This window comes from Allobosea sp., from assembly GCF_017308015.1.
In the GTDB taxonomy this organism is placed as follows: Bacteria; Pseudomonadota; Alphaproteobacteria; order Rhizobiales; family Beijerinckiaceae; genus Allobosea.
On sequence record NZ_JAFKFW010000009.1, the window covers coordinates 57,052 to 73,519 of the forward strand.

16 protein-coding genes and 3 pseudogenes are annotated in these 16,468 nt (G+C 65.3%); 7 read left to right on the plus strand and 12 right to left on the minus strand.

Annotated elements, in window-relative coordinates:
- The 7 genes from J0I42_RS09830 to J0I42_RS09860 form a co-directional block, all read right to left on the minus strand.
- Positions 1-441 carry a hypothetical protein gene (locus J0I42_RS09830; RefSeq protein WP_291654650.1) on the minus strand — a complete coding sequence of 147 codons (441 nt, stop codon included), beginning with the start codon at positions 439-441 and terminating at the stop codon, positions 1-3.
- Between the two features lie 238 nt (positions 442-679).
- On the minus strand, positions 680-1,393 hold the full coding sequence (locus J0I42_RS09835) for a hypothetical protein (protein WP_291654651.1): 714 nt from the start codon (positions 1,391-1,393) through the stop codon (positions 680-682).
- Positions 1,390-1,872, minus strand: a complete 483-nt coding sequence (locus J0I42_RS09840) for a hypothetical protein (RefSeq protein WP_291654652.1) — start codon at positions 1,870-1,872, stop codon at positions 1,390-1,392. Before J0I42_RS09840 ends, J0I42_RS09835 begins: the two co-directional genes overlap by 4 nt.
- Positions 1,869-2,894 carry a hypothetical protein gene (locus tag J0I42_RS09845; RefSeq protein ID WP_291654653.1) on the minus strand — a complete coding sequence of 342 codons (1,026 nt, stop codon included), beginning with the start codon at positions 2,892-2,894 and terminating at the stop codon, positions 1,869-1,871. Before J0I42_RS09845 ends, J0I42_RS09840 begins: the two co-directional genes overlap by 4 nt.
- A 220-nt stretch (positions 2,895-3,114) precedes the next feature.
- A complete protein-coding gene (locus tag J0I42_RS09850; protein WP_291654654.1) occupies positions 3,115-3,675 on the minus strand; it encodes a hypothetical protein in 561 nt (186 codons plus the stop codon).
- A 115-nt stretch (positions 3,676-3,790) separates the two neighbouring features.
- Positions 3,791-4,006: a hypothetical protein gene (locus J0I42_RS09855; RefSeq protein WP_291654655.1), complete on the minus strand. Its 216-nt coding sequence runs from the start codon at positions 4,004-4,006 to the stop codon at positions 3,791-3,793.
- A 425-nt stretch (positions 4,007-4,431) separates the two neighbouring features.
- A complete protein-coding gene (locus J0I42_RS09860; RefSeq protein WP_291654656.1) occupies positions 4,432-5,085 on the minus strand; it encodes a hypothetical protein in 654 nt (217 codons plus the stop codon).
- Positions 5,086-5,545: 460 nt separating this feature from the next.
- Here J0I42_RS09860 and mobF point away from each other — a divergent pair, with 460 nt between their 5' ends.
- From mobF to J0I42_RS09875, 3 genes and pseudogenes are all read left to right on the plus strand, one after another.
- Complete coding sequence (gene mobF, locus J0I42_RS09865) at positions 5,546-8,155, plus strand: MobF family relaxase (RefSeq protein ID WP_291654657.1); 2,610 nt, start codon at positions 5,546-5,548, stop codon at positions 8,153-8,155.
- 495 nt (positions 8,156-8,650) lie between these two features.
- Positions 8,651-8,821, plus strand: a pseudogene (locus J0I42_RS09870) (ATP-binding protein); the annotation flags it as partial.
- Between the two features lie 29 nt (positions 8,822-8,850).
- Positions 8,851-9,891: pseudogene (locus J0I42_RS09875) on the plus strand (IS110 family RNA-guided transposase).
- A 447-nt stretch (positions 9,892-10,338) separates the two neighbouring features.
- On the opposite strand, the gene J0I42_RS09880 reads toward J0I42_RS09875, so the two are convergent.
- Together J0I42_RS09880 and J0I42_RS09885 are read right to left on the minus strand one after the other, a co-directional pair.
- Positions 10,339-11,187 (minus strand): IS3 family transposase, encoded by an 849-nt coding sequence (locus tag J0I42_RS09880; protein WP_366509823.1) that lies wholly within the window; start codon positions 11,185-11,187, stop codon positions 10,339-10,341.
- On the minus strand, positions 11,136-11,486 hold the full coding sequence (locus tag J0I42_RS09885; protein ID WP_291654658.1) for a transposase: 351 nt from the start codon (positions 11,484-11,486) through the stop codon (positions 11,136-11,138). The genes J0I42_RS09880 and J0I42_RS09885 overlap by 52 nt, the downstream gene beginning before the upstream one ends.
- A 180-nt stretch (positions 11,487-11,666) precedes the next feature.
- Between J0I42_RS09885 and J0I42_RS24105 the strand changes: the two are divergent.
- From J0I42_RS24105 to J0I42_RS09905, 4 genes and pseudogenes are all read left to right on the plus strand, one after another.
- Positions 11,667-12,469, plus strand: a pseudogene (locus J0I42_RS24105) (IS110 family RNA-guided transposase); the annotation flags it as partial.
- Between the two features lie 1,068 nt (positions 12,470-13,537).
- A complete protein-coding gene (locus J0I42_RS09900) occupies positions 13,538-13,900 on the plus strand; it encodes a hypothetical protein (RefSeq protein ID WP_366509824.1) in 363 nt (120 codons plus the stop codon).
- A gap of 49 nt (positions 13,901-13,949) precedes the next feature.
- Positions 13,950-14,084 carry a hypothetical protein gene (locus J0I42_RS23985; protein WP_366509816.1) on the plus strand — a complete coding sequence of 45 codons (135 nt, stop codon included), beginning with the start codon at positions 13,950-13,952 and terminating at the stop codon, positions 14,082-14,084.
- Positions 14,085-14,405: 321 nt separating this feature from the next.
- Positions 14,406-14,702 (plus strand): hypothetical protein, encoded by a 297-nt coding sequence (locus J0I42_RS09905; protein WP_291654660.1) that lies wholly within the window; start codon positions 14,406-14,408, stop codon positions 14,700-14,702.
- A gap of 146 nt (positions 14,703-14,848) precedes the next feature.
- Here J0I42_RS09905 and J0I42_RS09910 read toward each other — a convergent pair whose 3' ends face one another.
- From J0I42_RS09910 to J0I42_RS09920, 3 genes are all read right to left on the minus strand, one after another.
- Positions 14,849-15,607: a metallophosphoesterase gene (locus tag J0I42_RS09910; RefSeq protein ID WP_291654661.1), complete on the minus strand. Its 759-nt coding sequence runs from the start codon at positions 15,605-15,607 to the stop codon at positions 14,849-14,851.
- Between the two features lie 194 nt (positions 15,608-15,801).
- Positions 15,802-16,098 (minus strand): SemiSWEET family sugar transporter, encoded by a 297-nt coding sequence (locus tag J0I42_RS09915; RefSeq protein ID WP_291654662.1) that lies wholly within the window; start codon positions 16,096-16,098, stop codon positions 15,802-15,804.
- Between the two features lie 9 nt (positions 16,099-16,107).
- The gene (locus J0I42_RS09920) at positions 16,108-16,284 is read right to left on the minus strand and encodes a hypothetical protein (RefSeq protein ID WP_366509818.1); all 177 of its coding nucleotides are present in this window, start codon (positions 16,282-16,284) and stop codon (positions 16,108-16,110) included.
- Positions 16,285-16,468 lie beyond the last annotated feature (184 nt).

Genomic DNA, 16,468 nt, shown 5'->3' on the forward strand with positions numbered 1-16,468 from the left:
TCAGCCTCTCCTCGCCTGCGCCTCGACCTGGCGGGCGAGGGCCTTCCAGCCGTAGCGCCGCAGGTGCGCGGCCGCTCTGCCGGCCGCCTCCCTCGGCTTCCTGCCGGGGTCCGCCGCCTCCGCGGCGCGCAGGGTCGCCGAGGCCTGGGCCGCGGGTACCGTGGCGACGATGTTCCGGATCTGGTGGAGCGCATTCCCCGGCTTCCGGGTGCGGGCGCACGATGCGATCGCCTTGGCGGTGAGCGGCGTGACGGGGACCGCGTCTCCGCCTGCGATCCTGACGGTGGCCGTCATCTCCAGGATGTCGGCCTCGATCACGAGCGTCTCTCCCGGGACGATCCCCCGCGATAGCGGGTCGGCCTCCAGCAGCGCGGCGGCCGCCGCGTTCACGTTGTCGGTGTCAAACATCTTGTTCATGACGCCGGCGATGATGGTGTACATCTTCCCCTCCCTCCTCCGGTCCGGGATCCGGTGGGTCCACCCCGCAATCCGATATCGCCAAGGCCCCTTTCCCGCATTCGGGTGCGCAGGCCCGACAGGGCCGGGAGCTCCTCCGTTCCGTCGTACGTCGGAACAGTCGTCGCTGGTCTCTGATGTCGGGCTCCCCCAAGGGGAGGGCGCGAGGAGGAGGCAGGAGATCCCGCCTGGTTGCCCGAACGGCGCTCGGGCTTTGGCGATCCTACGGGATGGCCTCTCGCTCGAGCTCCCCCGCCTCCTGGTCGAGTCCGGCCGACTTGAGGAACGCGGCGACGGACGCGGCGTCGGCCGGGAGGCGCCCCTTGAGGCCGTTCCTGAATATCGCCCGCGCCGAGGCGCTCGCGGGGAGGTCCAGCGTCTGGTGCCGCTCCTTCGTGGACTGGGAGGCGAGCGCGAGCGCGATCGCGGCGCGCGCCAGCGGCCGGCCGGTGGTGGCGTCCCTCGCCTGGCGTCCCTCGCCCGCGAGGACGATTTGCCCGCAGAACACCCGCGGTCCGTAGCTGTGGTCGAGGTCCGCCGCCCCGATCGGGTCGAGGCCTACGATGAGTCTCCCTCCCGCGATGGCGGGATCGGATGCCGCGATCCTGAGGATCGCCTCCGCGAGCGCCCGTGCCCGCCGCTCCGGCATGTCGGGGCGCCCTGGGTCCGCGACCCGGCGCATCGCGTCGAGGGCGGTCCACTCGAGGTTGAGGAGTTCGTCGGCGCCGCCTTCCGCGCTGGTGCCCTCGGGCGCCTCCGCGGCCCAAGTCCAGGGTTGCCCCTCCCGCCCGGTCCGGATCAGCCATGCCGCCCTGACGAGCCTGTCGAGGATGGCCCTGGCCTGGGCCGCCGATTCGGCGGGGCCGAGCCATCCGGCCACCTCCTGCCCGGCGTCGTCCCTCAGGGTCGCGCGCCAGGTGCGCCTTGCCTCCGTCACGTCCCGGTCCCCCGGCCGTCCTCGTGCGCCGGCGCCGCGATGCGCGCGCCATGGGCGAGGCCCATGAGGATGCCGGCGTCGCGCTCGAGCGTCCTGACCACGGCGACCTTGCGGGCGTCGTCGGGATCGGGATCGCCGCCCTGGGCGGTGCGGGCTATGGCCTCGCCCTCGAGGCGCCCGGCCTCGGATCCGGCCGCGAGCGCGATCGCGGACAGCGTCGCGATGGCGTCCCCGAGCAGGTCGGGCTTCACGTAGAGGTCGTCGGCCCGCTCTGAGTAGGCGATCCGGTCCCGGATCGCGGCCGCGATCATGGGGTCGGAGCTGCCGAAGGCGGCCGTCCTCGCGGCCCGCCCGGCCTCGGCCGAGAGGGCCATGCGTTTGATCTCGGCGCGCGCCGGGTGCCCCTCGAGCAGATGGGACTGGAAGAGCGCCACGACGGCGGCCTGGGCCGGGATCCGGACGGTTCCGGTGAGGCTCATGCGGCCGTCCTCGCTCCAGCGTCCGATAGGACGGCGTAGTGCCGCAGGCCGTTGACCTTGAGCGTCTGGCCCAGCGCGTGGCGGCCGCTCGCCGCGTAGGCCGCCGCGATCCGCGGCAGGTCGGCCTTGCAGTGGGCGATCTTGTCCTTGAAGGTCCTGCGCTCGGCGCGCGATTCCGCGAGGCGGCGCAGGCCGCGCTCGTCCTTCGGGTCGCGCTCGAGGGCCTTGCGGGCCCGCGCGCTGTCCTCGGTGGCGGCCCTGAGGCCCCGGCGGTAGCTGGCGAGCGTCTCGCCGATCAGGTCGCCGCCGTCGGCGACGAAGAGCGCGTGGTTCGGGAACGCGGCCGCGAGGCGGTCGAGCACGTGCTCGGTGAGGTTGCGCGGCAGCTTGAACATCCAGCGGTTGCCGGTCCGGGACTTGGCCTGGACCTGCTGCAGCAGCAGGCGCCGGCCCGCCATCAGGGAGAAGCCGACCGTCAGGACGTGCTCCCCCTTGTAATGGACGAGGAACGCCAGGGCGCCGTCGAGAAAGGTCCGGCTGTGCTCGGAGTAGCCGCGCTCGTTGTAGCCGGTCGAGTGGTCGAAGGTCGCCTCGAAGGCCGGATGGCCGATCTCGAACGAGCGGATGCCCTCGTAGGCGTCGACGGTCTCGTTCCAGCCGCCGCGGCCGCAGCCCCAGCGCCACATGCTGCTGCCGACCTTCTGGATCAGGCGCAGCGTGGGGTCGGCCTTGAAGGCCTCCTCGACGGAGTGGTCCATCATGAACTTGCACTGGTGCTTGACCTTGCAGAGCTCGTCTAGCGAGGTCCGGGCCTCGAACACCCGCATGGGGATCGAGGACGACAGCTCCAGGACGTCTGCGCCGGCCTTGAGCCCGCGGTCGTCGCGCAGCCAGGCGCAGACCCTCTCGCCGAGCCGCTCCGCCAGGTCGAAGGACCGGGCGGGCTCCTGGTCGAGGTGCTCGGGGACCTTCGCGAAGGTGCCCGCGGCGTAGGTCGTCAGCTGCATTCCGGTGAGCGTCATGGCAGGCTCCGTCTCGATGGGGTCTTCTTCCCCATCTGCTCGCAGATGGATCTCCCCCGAGATCCCGCCCCGAACGGGGCGGGCACGGGATTGCCCTTTCGGGCCGTCTGTTGCTTCCCGTTGCCGTGGGAGCGCCGTCCCGTCGCCGTCCCGCGTTCCTGGGCCTCCCAGTGCCGTGAGAGGTCCTTCCCGGTTCCTTCCCGGCGCCGTCCCGCTCCCCTCAGGGTGCGGCGCACTCCCTCAAGAGGTCCGATGCCTCGGCCATCAGGCCCATTTTCTCCAGGAGCGCCGCCAGGATGCGGGCGTCTTGCTCTCGCGTTGAGAGGATCTCGATCCGCCTCGCGGCGCGCCCCGTCGCGCTCTTTCCAAGACTGACTGTCACGATCCGGCGCTGGTGCGCGGATCCGGCCAGCGAGAGGGCGACTGCCGCTGCCGCGAGCGCGGGCGGGAGAGCGATCCGCTCCGTCTGTCCGCCGGTCCCCTCGGCAATGGCTCCGCCCCTGTGCGGGGCCCTTGCCCCTCCGACCATGATGGGCGCGGTCTCGACCTCGGTCAGGACCGCAGCCGGCGCGCAGGGCACCGCGAGGCGGGCGAGCGCCCGGGCAGCGGTGACGACGTCGTCGGCCGACGGCTTGCCCTGGATGGTCCCGGGAAAGCCGGGGAAGGCCCGAATCAGCTCGAGTTTCTCGGTTTCCGATGTTCCGGGCCGCGCCGGGCCGATCTCGAATGGCGGCCTCTTGGCGGCCCCGCCCGTCCGGACCCGCCAGGCGATCTTCAACAAGGCCTTGGCCCTTCCCTCCGCCTCCGCAGGTCCCCGGCCAGGATCCTGCGGGCGGCGACGGCGGGCTCCTCCCCGAAGAGGCGGTCGATGGCCCTCCAGGCCAGGGTCGCGAGGGTCATTTCGCCTCTCCGTTCTCTGCACGGAATGCCATGGCGACGTCGGCCAGGTCGAATGCCTCGAGGAACTCGCATGCGGTCGCGAGGTTCTGTGGCAGGGCCGCGATCAGGGGAGCCACTAGGGCTGCCCGCCCGCTCGCGGTCCCCTGCCACAGCAGGAGCTCCTCTCCGGAGCCGGAAAGGACGATGGCGCGGTGTGGGATCACGCTTTGCATTCTCATTTGGCCAAATGAGAGTTGTGGTCGCCGGCGCGTAGCGCCCGCGCCAGGTCCGCCATGGCCTCGGCGTGCGGAGCGAGGCGGTGCTTGGCAGGTGGTCATGGATCGCCCTGACCGTGGCGCTCTCGGGGAGATCGACAGTCGCCCTCAGGAAGCGCCCGCAGCTGTCGCAGGAGCACGACAGCGCCATGAGCGCCCGTCTTAGGAACCTGCCCATGGCGAGGGGCTCCGTCTTTCCGGAGTTCGGCGGATTGTGGCTCGCCCGCCCGTAGAGGGCGAACTGGCTGACCGCGATTGCGGCTGGCAGCTGCCTGTTCGGGAAGCGGCAGGGCCGCCCGCCGGTGACCCATGGCGCCAGGTCGCCGCGCCGCGAAGTCCAGCCGCTTTCGCAAGCGCCGCCAGAGCTCCCCAGACCTTACGCGTCAGGCTTCGACGAGAACGGGCACACCGTTGCGGTCGAAGCGGCGGATGGCGAGATCGCACGAGAAGCTGAACGCGAACCGGAGCGCCATACGAGCTTTAGCCGAGACGTCGAGCGCAGCCTCGGTCTGATTGGTGTCATCCTCACCGGCGAAGAGAGCTTCGCGCACGCACGCGACATCGCGGTGGAAGCCGAAGTAGTCCGAGAGCGGGAAGCGATCGCCGCCGCGATCGGGATCCCAGGTCCGGATCGCGGCGAGCGAACCGACACCGCTGCCGTCGACCATGGCGGCGAGGCCGACGCGCCCGGCCTGCTCCGGCCCCACTTCGAGCGTGAACTCGATGGGGCCGTTCGCCATGTCGGTCGGGTCTTCCGGATAGAGCCGGCTTGCGGCGAACCGGACCTTCCGGCGAGTCTCGTGGCTGTCATCGGCGAGCAGCGCCGCGGCGAGGTCGGCGCCGATCAGCAGGTATGCGAGACGGCAGGCCTCGCGATCGGCTCGGGGGAGCCGGCCGCGATCGGCCGCAGTCAGCTCAGAGAGAACGCCGAGCCGGGTGAGTGCCCGTGCGACGTAGCTGTCGGCGACGGCAGCGCCTTGCAGGCTGTTTGCGGCCAGGGCCTGGGCAGCGGCGCCGAGAGGAGCCTCCGCCAGCATGGCGCTGAGCGCGTCGGTGAGGCGCGATGCGGACGGCGTGGCAACGTAACCGAAGATTGTCTTCATCTGAGGGTCTTCCTTTCCTGGGGGTGTTCTTCCCTTGGTCCCAAAGGAGCTCTTCCTCAGTCTTCCCTTCGGTTTCGGTTCTCGCGCGCATCTACCGGCAGGGCTTGACCGTGACGTGGCTTGCCCTGTTCTGTGCCGGTGTCGCCGCGTCGCCGACGCCACGAGGCGTGGCGAAAAAATTTCACGCTCCGCCGCGTTGGTTTGCAATGGTGGATAGTAATATGCACCGCCCCCCCGACCGTTCCGGTGCACGCTGCAACACGTCGGCAACCATGACCGCAACTAGGTATCGGCGGCTCGGCGGAAAGCGTGCCCTCGCTCAAATTTTAGCGACGCCGTTCGGCGAAATCCCTACGAGGATGTGCTCGGTTGCGCCGGAGCGGGGGGCTTCGACATGGCCGTTTCTGACAACAAGGCGTTCTCGCCGGCGTATTACTATCAGGATGCGGAACTTGTGGCGGTGCCACGGCTGGCCGAGGGGCAATGGTACGCGCCCGACGAGCGGATGCGCGTGCCCGACGGCGTCCGCGTCGATGAGGGAGACCTGGACGCGGTGATGCACAGGCGCCTGCCCTGGACAGGAGAGGTCTGGGTCACGGCGGGCAAGCCAGGAACTGGCAAGCCTTCCGCCAGGGACATCGTCTTTTCGGTTCCGAAGACCGTCAGCCTGCTCTGGGCCCTGGGGAATGCCGATACGCAGGCGCGCATCGAGCTGGCGCAGGATCGTGCCGTCAAACAAGCGATGGACCTGTTCTTCCGCCACGTCGTCGTCGAACGTTTCGGCAATTCGAAAAAGGAGCAGATCCGCCCGGCGGTCTCTTTTTGTGCGCTGTTCATGCATGGCACCGCGCGCAACGTCAAAGGCGAAGGCCGCGGGCATCCGGACCCAAACCTACACACACACGCGATCGTTCCCGACATCGTCCGCTCGCAGGATGGCCAGCTCAAGCTCCTTTATGATCGCAAGCTACGCTATTGGAAGCTCGCCCTGTCGGCTTGGCACTTTTCGGCATTGGCCTACGAGCTGCGCGACGCCGGGTTCGACATCGAGCGGGTCGAGAACGATGGCCGTTTCCGGGTCGCCGGCGTTCCCGGCGAGGCCACGCGCCGGTTCAGCAAGCGCACAGCCGCAGCCCGGGACTTCATGAACCGGGGCACGGCGCGGCTTCGCTCCGGCTTGACCGAGAGATTCGCGCTGTCGCTGACCCGGGGAGCGTGCGAAGCGAAGCAGCTCGGCGAGCTACGCCAGGCCTGGAGGGACGAGGCCCAGGCGGCCGGGATCGACCTGTCCGAAGTCGAGGCCAAGATCCTGGGTAAGAACGCGAGGCCCCGAAACGCGACGCCGCAGCGGCGCGAGAAAACGGTTGTCCGGGCGATCGCGCGCGCGACCGAGCATGAGGCCGTCTTCGGCCACCAGCGGATCGCCCAGGTCCTCGCGTCGCAGTTCGTAGTCGACGGCGTCCACGACAGGCCGGATATCGACCTGCTGGACCATGTCACGGAAGCTTCCTCACAGTTGCAGCGGGTCACCACCCTGCTCAGGTACGGCCTTCCACAGTGGACGACCGTGTCGATGCTGGCACTGGAAGCCGAGGGCTTCGAGCTGGCCCTGACCCTTTCGCAAACGCCCTTTGCCTCCGCGCCTGCGATCACGGCCATGATCGAGGAAGCGCCCGGACCGCTCGCCGATGAACAGATCAAGGCCGCGAAGACGGCCTGCTCGAGCGCCCGCCTCGTCCTCATCCACGGCGCGCCGGGAACGGGGAAGACGACCTTGCTGAAGCCCGTCGTCGCCGCCTATCGCGAGGCGGGCTTCAAGGTGATCGCGACCGCGGAGGCCTGGCGGGTCTGCGGGGCGCTAGGATGCGATTGCGGCGTGCCGTTCGCGGCGCTAGCGGCGATCCTGGGGCGGGGAGAGCTCGACATCGACGACCGGACGGTCGTGCTAGTCGATGAAGTCGCGCTGATCGGCACCGAACGCATGGTGCAACTGCTGCGCTTTGCCAAGGAGCGCGGCGTCAAGCTCATCATGGCCGGGGATCCCGACCAGTTGCGCCCGATCGCGGCGGGTTCCGGCTACAAGCTCGTTCAGAAGGCAGCCGCGCAGGCAACACTGAAGACGACCCATCGACAGGTGGGTTGGTACAGGGACGTCATGGCTCACCTGGTGGAGGACAATGTCGCGGCCGCCTTCACGGAACTTCTCAGTCAGGGACGACTCGCTCACGCCGCCACGCCGGCGGAGGCGGTCGACCAGGCCGTAGCGTGGTTGAACAAGCGCTACGACGGGGGCGGCGGAGGTCGCGCTGTGGCGATCGTCAAGACCAACGACGAGATCTACGAGATCAGCCGCCGATTCCGTAGGGAGCTCGTCGCAGCCGGCCAACTGACGGGCATCAGTCATCAGGTCGCGACGGTCAGCCCAAATGGCATCCGGCGCACGATCGCCTTATGTGTCGGCGACCATGTCCGCTTCCTGCGCCGCTCGCGCATCCATCCGGCGATCGTCAACGGCACGGTCGCGCGGATTGCCGAGATCAACGTCCTGGAAGATGGAGATTTCGCGATACGGGTGACCATCCCTCTCAAGGTCCAGGGCACGGAGAAGGTCCGCGAGCTGCGGGTGAGGCTCTCGGAATGGCACGACGACAACGGCAACGCCCATATCGTCCATGCCTATGTAAGTACGTTGTTCGGTTTACAGGGCGCGACTGTCGACCGGGCGCTCCTGCTTCTGGACTGGCAAGGACTCGACCAGCGCGACCTCTATGTCGGGCTAACCCGCGCTCGGGAAGAGACGACGCTCGTGCTGCGCGCGGACCGCCGGCGGCCCTGGTACAGCGCGAAGGGAATGGCCGAGATCCCCTTCACGGAACAGCTTACGAGGCGCTACATGAACGCAATATCGCGCTCGCCTGGTAAAGCTCTGGCGAGCGACAACGCGCTGCTCGCCAAAGAACCGGATGGCTCGACGCGCATAACGGAGAAAACAGCCACAGCTTGATATCGGTCGCTTTCGAAGGCTGTTGATCTGCGGGCACGCCGCCGAAGCAGCCCGGTACCCGTCCGGTGCTAGGCGAATTGAAAGCGCGCAACGGGGCGCCTTTCCGCTCATCCGCGAGGAAGGGGTTGTTACACCGCGGCAGCTTCTCGCCTTCGAACATCCGGAACAGCTTCCCTTCCTCGACAATCTTGCGGTCGGTGAGATAGCAGAGGCCGATTCTGATCGCCCGAGGAAAGCGTGGCGATCGCCGATCGCGCGCCCATCATCTCACAGAATTTCGACGCGGGATTCGGCAGCGCGTCCGCGGCTGCGGGCGCTAACATCGCGAAGACGATTGCGCGGATCGCTCGCGGCGGTCTCATGACATCGGCTCCGGCTTCAGTTCCAACATCTGTGTCCGATTCCGCTCCGAGAGCTGACCCTATTGGGGATCAGAGCGCCTGTAGGTCTTCCAGCGGCGCCTTGAACACTGCGAGCACTCTCGGCGTCGCGAACGTCTTCGGCGACGCCAAGATGACCACCGCGCTCCTCGACCGGCTCATCCATCACTGCGACATCGTCGAGACCGGCAACGAGAGCTGGCGCTTCAAGAACAGATGGGGTGATTGGGGTCTCAACCTGAGGGTGGCTGCTCCGTTCGGGATGTTGGAACGTGGTCCGTGTTGAGCGGCCCCCAGCATCGGGAAGGAGCAGCCATGGACTACTATGCCGGACTGGACGTGTCGCTGGAAGAGACCGCCATCTGCGTTGTCGACGGAACGGGTCGGATCGTGAAGGAGGCGCGAGCGGCGAGTGAGCCTCCCGCTCTGGCCGCGGCCTTGAACCAGCTCGACCTGCCGCTGGAGCGCATCGGGCTTTAAGCGTGCTCGCTGACGGCCTGGCTTCACGACAGGCTGTGCGCTGCGGGGTTGGCTGCGATTGCATCGAGACACGCCAGGCCAATGCTACGATGAAGACCATGCCCAACAAGACCGACCGCAACGACGCCCGCGCTCTGGCGCAGATCATGCGGACGGGCTGGTTCCGGCAGGTGCACGTCAAGAGCCGTCAGTGCCGGTTGTGGCGTTCGCTCCTGGTGGCGCGTCGCACGGTTCTCAACGAGATGCGCTCGATCGAGAACGTGGTGCGAGCGATCCTGCGCGAGGCCGGTCTCAAGCTCGGTACGCCGGGACGGGCAGCCTTCGCCGACCGGGTACACAAACTGGCAGGTGACGATACCCTGGTGATGCCGCTTGTCGAACCGCTCCTGTCGGTGCTGGCCGCCATGCTGACGGCCCTCGCCAGGCTGACGAAGCAGGTCATGGATCTCGTCAAGAAAGAGACGGTCTGTCGGCGCCTGATGAGCGTGCCGGGCGTGGGACCTATCACCGCGCTCGCCTTCCGGGCGACGATCGACCGGCCTGATCGGTTCAGGCGGTCGCGGGATGTCGGCGCCCATCTTGGCCTGACACCGGCGCGCTACCAGTCGGGCGAGACCGGCATCCAGATCAGCCGCTGCGGCGACGAACTCGCCCGTACCGCGCTCTACGAGGCGGCGCACACCTTGCCGGTGCGGAGCCAGAAATGGTCGAGCCTGCGTGCCTGGGGAATGAAGGTCGCGAGGGCTCGCGGCATGGCCCGCGCCCGCGTCGCGGTTGCCCGCAAGCTCGCCGTTATCCTCCACCGGATGTGGAGCGACAGTGCCGAGTTCCGTTGGGGGCAAGGACCCCGCTAATGGCGCCACGGCCACAGCATGACGCCGCCGTGCCGAAACGGGAGGACCAAATACGACGCATGATCCCGAAAGGGTGAACCGGATCGTTCCCGTGGGGACGATGGGCCAGGCGATCTCGTTGAGAGTCCAGAACCTGCGGGCGCAAACCTGCAAGGTCGTGAAACAGATTGAGACGCCGCGCCCTCCTGATCCCATCATGCGGCGGCCGGCCTTCAACGAGGCTCGCGCCGACCGCCAAGAGAAGCGTGTGATCCACGGGGCGACACGAACCGGAAAGCCCAGAATGAGCAGCTTGACCTCAACAACCCCAATCAGAGAAGGCTCTGAGTTCCCCGCACACCACCGATCCCGAGCCGGCGCGGCTGCGCAATCCAGACCAGCTCCGCCGCGCCGCCTCCTCGCCGCCAAGCATACTCAAGGGGTCAACATTGGACGCCGATCTGGAGTGCGCCCTTGCGGGTAGACAGGATCAGGCTGCGGATTTGACCATGAGCCGGGCGTGTTGATCCTCGAACTGCTGCGGGCTGAGATAGCCGATTGCGGAGTGCAGTCGGCTGGCGTTGTAGACCTGATCGATGAAGCGTGGAAGGTCGGCAGCGACGTCCTCGAAGGTTTCATAGGCCATCGGATAGACGGCTTCGACCTTGAGCGTCTTCATGAAGCTCTCGGCCTTGGCGTTATCGTAAGGATTGCCGCGGCGCCCCATCGATCCGACGAGACCATGGTCGGCACGCGTCTGCCGGTAGAGCCCGGCGGCATATTGCGACCCGCGGTCTGTGTGATGCACGCAACCGGGTGGCGGTCTTCGGCTTTCGATGGCCGAGCGCAGAGCGGCCAGCGTCAGCCTGACATCGATTGAGCGGCCGATGGCATAACCGACAACCCTGCGCGACCAGGCGTCGAGGATGACGGCGACGTAGACGAAGCCTGCGGTGATCGCGACGTAGGTGATGTCGGCCACCCAGAGTTGGTTCGGGCCGTCCGGGACCATGTTCTTCGCCAGGTTCGGGAAGATCGGCAGTTCGTGATCGCTATCGGTGGTGGCGACATAGCGCCGCCGACGACGCGGCTGAAGACCATGCTCGCGCATCAGGCGTCGGATTTTCTTGTGATTGACGACAAAGCCGCGGTGCCGCAGCGCTGCCTGCATCCGACGGTAGCCATAGGCCTCGAAACGATCGGAGATCGCCGCCATCGTCTCGACGAGCGCTGTGTCGTCGATGCTGGTGGCCGGCTTGTCGTAATAGGTCGAGCGCGCGATCCCCATCAGCCGACATCCTTCTGCGACGGAGATGCCGCGGGGCCGGTGATGACGGATGTAGTCGCGCTTCTCGGCCGCGGTCCGTGCTTTAGAGCCCCCTTTAGGAACTCGATCTCCAGAGTCTGTCTGCCAACGAGCCGCTCCAGCGCGGCGATGCGCGCCTCATAGGTTTCAATCGTATCGGCGGCCGCCGCCTCGTCGTCGAAGGCGCCGGCTTCGAACTTCTGGATCCAGATGCGGATCAGGTTGCGCGATAGATCGTGTCGCCGAGCGAGGCTGTGGAGCGTCTCGCCCGCCAGGTAATCCTGGGCCACCTGGCGCTTGAACTCGACGCGGTGAGAACGATGTCGAACCATGGCTTTCATCCTTCGAAAGCCCGGCTCTCCGGTCAATTACTCACCGTCACGCTGTCCGCCTCAAGGGGCGCACTCCAATCGGGGGGCAACTTTGCGGACGATGACGTAATTGCTGTCGTTGCGCCTTTCGGCAAAGCATCAGCGACGGCCCCGGCCGAGGAGGATCGGAAGGAGCTCATCGTGAAACATTATGTCGGACTGGATGTGTCGCAAAAGGAGAACAGCGTCTGCGTTGTCGATGATGCTGGGAAGATTGTGTTCCAGGGCAAAGCCAAGTCCGACCCCGGAGCCCTGGCAGAGTTGCTTCGCAAACGCGCGCCGCATGCTGAGAGGATCGGATTCGAGACGGGTGCCATGTCGAGCTGGCTATGGCACGAACTCCAGCGAGTAGGTCTGCCTGTCGTTTGTATCGATGCCCGCCGCGCGAAAGCGGCATTATCTGTTCGCATGAACAAGAGTGACGAGAACGATGCCCGGGGTCTGGCCGAACTGGTTCGTGTCGGCTGGTATCGGGAGGTCAAGGTCAAGAGCGGCGCGACCAGGCCATCCGCTCCGTGCTTGTTGCTCGATCGAGGTTGGTTGCCATCCGCCGCGATCTCGAAAACCAGGTTCGATCGATGCTCAAGGAATATGGGCTGCAGTTCCGCCGATCGATAGGAGCTCAGTTCCGGCGGTTTGTTCGAGAGCTGCTCAGCGGTGGACACCGGCTTACGTCGGTTGTGGAGGCGCTGCTGGCCGTTCACGAGCAAGTCTGCGAGGAACAGGACAAGCTGGACCAGCAGGTTCGGTCTCTCGCTCGGGAGGACGTAACGACCCGGCGGCTGATGTCAGTCCCGGGTGTCGGGGTCATCACCGCTCTTACGTTCCGCCACACGATCGATGACCCCTCGCGCTTCCACTCCGCCAATGATGTCGGCGCCTATCTCGGCCTGACACCCCGACGAAAGCAATCCGGGGAAACCGACGTCAACCTACGCCGATGGCGCGGCGCAAGCGAAGCGAGACGGGCGAGGCTGGCGCGCCATCTTATGGCGGCCAGTGAGTCGCCACCGAGAACTGCGAAAGGCTGCGGCGGTCGATGTCATTTTGCCGTGGACTTTCTCAGCATAGAATTACATCACCTCACCGCCACCCCGCTAGGCATTGGACCGATACGGGGTCCATGTCCTCCATGAAGAGATACAGCGCTGTCCCGAGCTGCCGGAGGGCCGCCTCAACATGAAGATATGCAGTAGCTCGTTCATCTTCGCATGGCTCCCAAAATCGATCGCGCAGGCGACGGTTCGCGAATCCCCGCCGCGCTCGGAGTAATTGCAGCGGAAGCGCACGGCGACCCACGGATATTCGATGAGCGGTGTCCCAGGCCCCGGCGGGGGCTTGATCGTCATGCCCCGGTGAGAGCGCTTATGTCCGCTGGGATGTTGCCGTATCGAGCAAGAATCACGCGCGGATGGCCTGATTACCGCCCCCGGTCGCTCAGGTCATCACGAGAGGCGTCAGCCGCCAATCGACCGCTTATTACCCGAAAGTCAATTGCCGGTTGCCAACCTCTGGCACCACGGTCCGATTGTTGAGGGTAACTGAGCGAAGACAAGTGGGAATGAAGAATGCAGATAAGCACGCAGCAGGAATACACCGAAGCGGCCACGAAAATACATCGCCTGGCTGATGCCCAGGAAGGCACCCCGGAGGCTGCCGAAATGGCGAAATTGGTCGCTGCAGTTCGAAATTGGTCGCTGCAGTTCAAGAGTGGGAGGATGATCATGCTTCGCCGCTAGCGCAGGGAAATGCTTCCGCCCCAGGGTATTTCCATATTGCTCAACGGGCGGGGCAGCCCGGAGGAGAGGGTCAACGGCGGCCCGGGCCGAATCCGCGATCTCCGAATTCCACGGGTCCACACGCTCCCTTCGACCAGGCTAACCCGTCGGGGCTGGCGGCGGAAAAGCACCGATCCCGCGATTAATGGGTGACCTGGGAGAAAACGAGCTTTGGCGGCGCACGGCCTGGTACACGGTCCGCTCGGTGAAAACTGCATCCACCTCTGCGTCGACATGCAGCGACTTTTCGGCCCTGGTTATCCCTGGGCCATTCCGTGGCTGGAACGTATTCTCCCATCAATAGAGCAAATAACGCGGCTGCACACGGAACGAACTTTGTTCACTCGGTTCATTCCCGCCCAACGGCCGGGCGAAGGGGCCGGCGCATGGTCTAGATACTATGAACGGTGGGCGGACGTAACGCTTGAGAAGGTTAGTCCCGAAGCCGTTCGCCCTCACCCGGTGCTTGAGCGCTTCGTTCCGCCCGCGATGGTCCTAGACAAGCGCGTTTATTTCCCTTGGGCCGAGGGCGCGCTGGATCGGTGGGTGTCCGACAAGCACGTAAACACCGTCATCATATCCGGCGGGGAAAACTGATGTTTGCGTATTGGCAACTGTGTTGGGAGCCGTCGATCGGGGCCTTCGCGTGATCCTCGTTACCGACGCGCTTTGCAGCTCAGCCGATGCGACCCATGAAGCCCTAATGGAACTGTGCAGAAACCGCTTCAGCGAGCAGATCGAAGCCACTAACACGGCGGGAATGCTGACTAACTGGCGATAAGCCGTCAGTTGGAAAGCGGATCTGCAATCGGTCGACCCGGCTGATGGCGCAGCATCGATGCAATTGTCGCCCGGTACTCCGACCAGGAAGCTAGCCTTCGCGAGCAGCCCCCGCAGCAGACATCGCTATTGGGTCCGAGATTGTTGGGAATACGGACGCTCGCCGCTCCGCAAGCGTCACATACAAAGCCTTCCTGACGCATGCTGAATCTCCTTGTTTCCGGTGGAGCGAAAACGCCTTCGACACAGCTCTGGTTCCGTCGTGTCCCTGGAACAATGAGGACCGGCGCAAATTTGTCTGGGAAAGCGATAGGAGCCAACTATGACCTCGAACGACAAGCACCGCTTAGACGCTGCACCTGCTGATGCCTTGCGTGATTTAGTGCCGGATCCCATCGAAGCGGGCCATGGAACCGAACCGTCAGATAACAGGCGCGTGTCTGATCGTACCAACGTCCATGATGCGGGAAGCGATGCGAACGATACCACGGACGGATTAACTGAATCGGAGGAAGCCGTCCGCCAAGCGGCCGAGGATATTCCGACAGGCGCCGATCCTGCGGGATCGATCGATAGTATACCGGTCTTTGACAGAGCCGGTCTGCCACCGAAGATATGACCGCGGTCTGATCAAGCGAACAATATCCGAGCTCTGCCGATGGATCGTTTCAAACTCGGCGCCGTCGCGACCGACGGCCGTGCCCGTCGCCAGGAGCAGCCGGATAAATCCAGATGCTTCGAGTTACTGCTGGGGCGCAAGCCAGGCTAGATCATCCAGCAGCGTGCCATCCCCGCTGTCGCGTTCCACAGAATCGATTTTGACGATCGATCGGCTGTCGCCATCGATCTGGAAGAACGATAGCTCTTGTTTCGCCCTGATCGATTACGAGAACCGACAATCGGCCCGTCCAGCAGGCGCCCGTGTCCATGGATATCCGATTCTCTGTGACCACCGGCAGCGGAGGATTCATGACCGAGTCGCCGTGGACGATGACCCGAGGCAGCTTGCCGTGATGGTTTGAGAAACGGCTCGCGGATCCACATCAGGTCCTCAGGCGATTGCGCCTTTAGGACAATGCCCGGCTGAATGCCCGCGTGCACGAAGAGAAGCGCGCCCTCCTCGACCATGAAAGTGGAGCGGCGAAGAAGGTCGAGATGGCCAGGATGCTGGCTCAGGATGAATCGACGTGCATCGTCGATATCGAGGTCGCAGTAGGAATCTACGGTTTCCCTGCCACCATCATGGAACCAAGTGCGGAGCTGGCGCCGGTCATTTTCCAGGAATCGGAGAAACCAGTCGTCATGATTTCCACGCAAGAAAACCGAAGCAGGATAGTCCGTTAGGGCACGGCCGACAATTTCGAGACATCCCTTTGCATCTCGACCACGGTCGACAAGATCGCCGAGGAAGATAATCCGCGGCGTGCCGCCGCTGCGAGCCCCATCTTCCTCGCAGAATGTGATGACTGTCTGAAGGAGGTCAGAGCGACCGTGGACATCGCCTATGGCGTAGGTGAGAAGCATGCATACCCACCCTTTTCGCAATCCAAGGTGTCGAGCCCGCCGGCCGTCTCGTGACGAATGTTGCAGAGGGATGGCGTCGCTCACGGTCGCGTCGACGAACAGCATGCATCTTCGGATCACTCAGAGACGAAAACGGCATGATCGAACAATCATAGGCACTGCCGACGGCACGACATAGCGAATTACAGCGCGGCTCAAGCAGCAGGATCGATCGTTTCGGCCACCGCCTCCTTCTTTGGGCGCCGCAGGAGCGTCCTGATCAGGATGAAGGCGGAGAGGACGAAACAAATGCTGTTGGTGATGATCAAAGGCCATTCGCCCAAGCCGAGGCCGTAGGTGGTCCAGAGCGCAAAACCGGTCACTGTGAGACTGTAGGTCAGCGGAGAGATCGCCTTCGTATCGCGCGTCCTGACGATCCGCCACGCCTGAGGCACGAAGCTGATTGTGGAGCACAGTGCGGCCAAAGTGCCCGCGACAGCGATCCAGTTCATTACAGGAATCTATTTCGACAAACGACGGACGTTCGCCCGCACCTTGCGCCGATAGCCGCGGGCGATGCCGACGGGACCCGTGCCCGTCGCCGCCTTTATGGCAGCCGTCTGAGCAGCCGCGACCTTCTCCTTCACCATCAACTGGGCCTCGCGCTCGCCGGCTGTGCCGCCGGCGGCAATCTTCATGCTTCTGAGCCAGATGGCCTGTTGCGACTCGAAGGCTAGCATCGACATTTCAAGGAAGAGTTTAAGCATCTGGCGCCTTTCGGCCTGCGGAGGTCTGTCGCTTTGCGTTCGGTCGCGTGCGCCGAGACGCTGGCTTTCCGCGTGAGGGTGCCGGCCTAGCGCGGCGTTTCGGGGTAACGTCCCT

Coding starts and splice junctions, on each gene's coding strand:
- J0I42_RS09830 (WP_291654650.1), bottom strand. CDS start 441: ATGTACACCATCATCGCCGGCGTCATGAACAAGATGTTTGACACCGAC.
- J0I42_RS09840 (WP_291654652.1), bottom strand. CDS start 1,872: ATGAGCCTCACCGGAACCGTCCGGATCCCGGCCCAGGCCGCCGTCGTG.
- J0I42_RS09845 (WP_291654653.1), bottom strand. CDS start 2,894: ATGACGCTCACCGGAATGCAGCTGACGACCTACGCCGCGGGCACCTTC.
- J0I42_RS09855 (WP_291654655.1), bottom strand. CDS start 4,006: ATGCAAAGCGTGATCCCACACCGCGCCATCGTCCTTTCCGGCTCCGGA.
- J0I42_RS09860 (WP_291654656.1), bottom strand. CDS start 5,085: ATGCTGGCGGAGGCTCCTCTCGGCGCCGCTGCCCAGGCCCTGGCCGCA.
- mobF (WP_291654657.1), top strand. CDS start 5,546: ATGGCCGTTTCTGACAACAAGGCGTTCTCGCCGGCGTATTACTATCAG.
- J0I42_RS09885 (WP_291654658.1), bottom strand. CDS start 11,486: ATGGTTCGACATCGTTCTCACCGCGTCGAGTTCAAGCGCCAGGTGGCC.
- J0I42_RS09900 (WP_366509824.1), top strand. CDS start 13,538: ATGCAGCGACTTTTCGGCCCTGGTTATCCCTGGGCCATTCCGTGGCTG.
- J0I42_RS09905 (WP_291654660.1), top strand. CDS start 14,406: ATGACCTCGAACGACAAGCACCGCTTAGACGCTGCACCTGCTGATGCC.
- J0I42_RS09910 (WP_291654661.1), bottom strand. CDS start 15,607: ATGCTTCTCACCTACGCCATAGGCGATGTCCACGGTCGCTCTGACCTC.
- J0I42_RS09915 (WP_291654662.1), bottom strand. CDS start 16,098: ATGAACTGGATCGCTGTCGCGGGCACTTTGGCCGCACTGTGCTCCACA.
- J0I42_RS09920 (WP_366509818.1), bottom strand. CDS start 16,284: ATGAAGATTGCCGCCGGCGGCACAGCCGGCGAGCGCGAGGCCCAGTTG.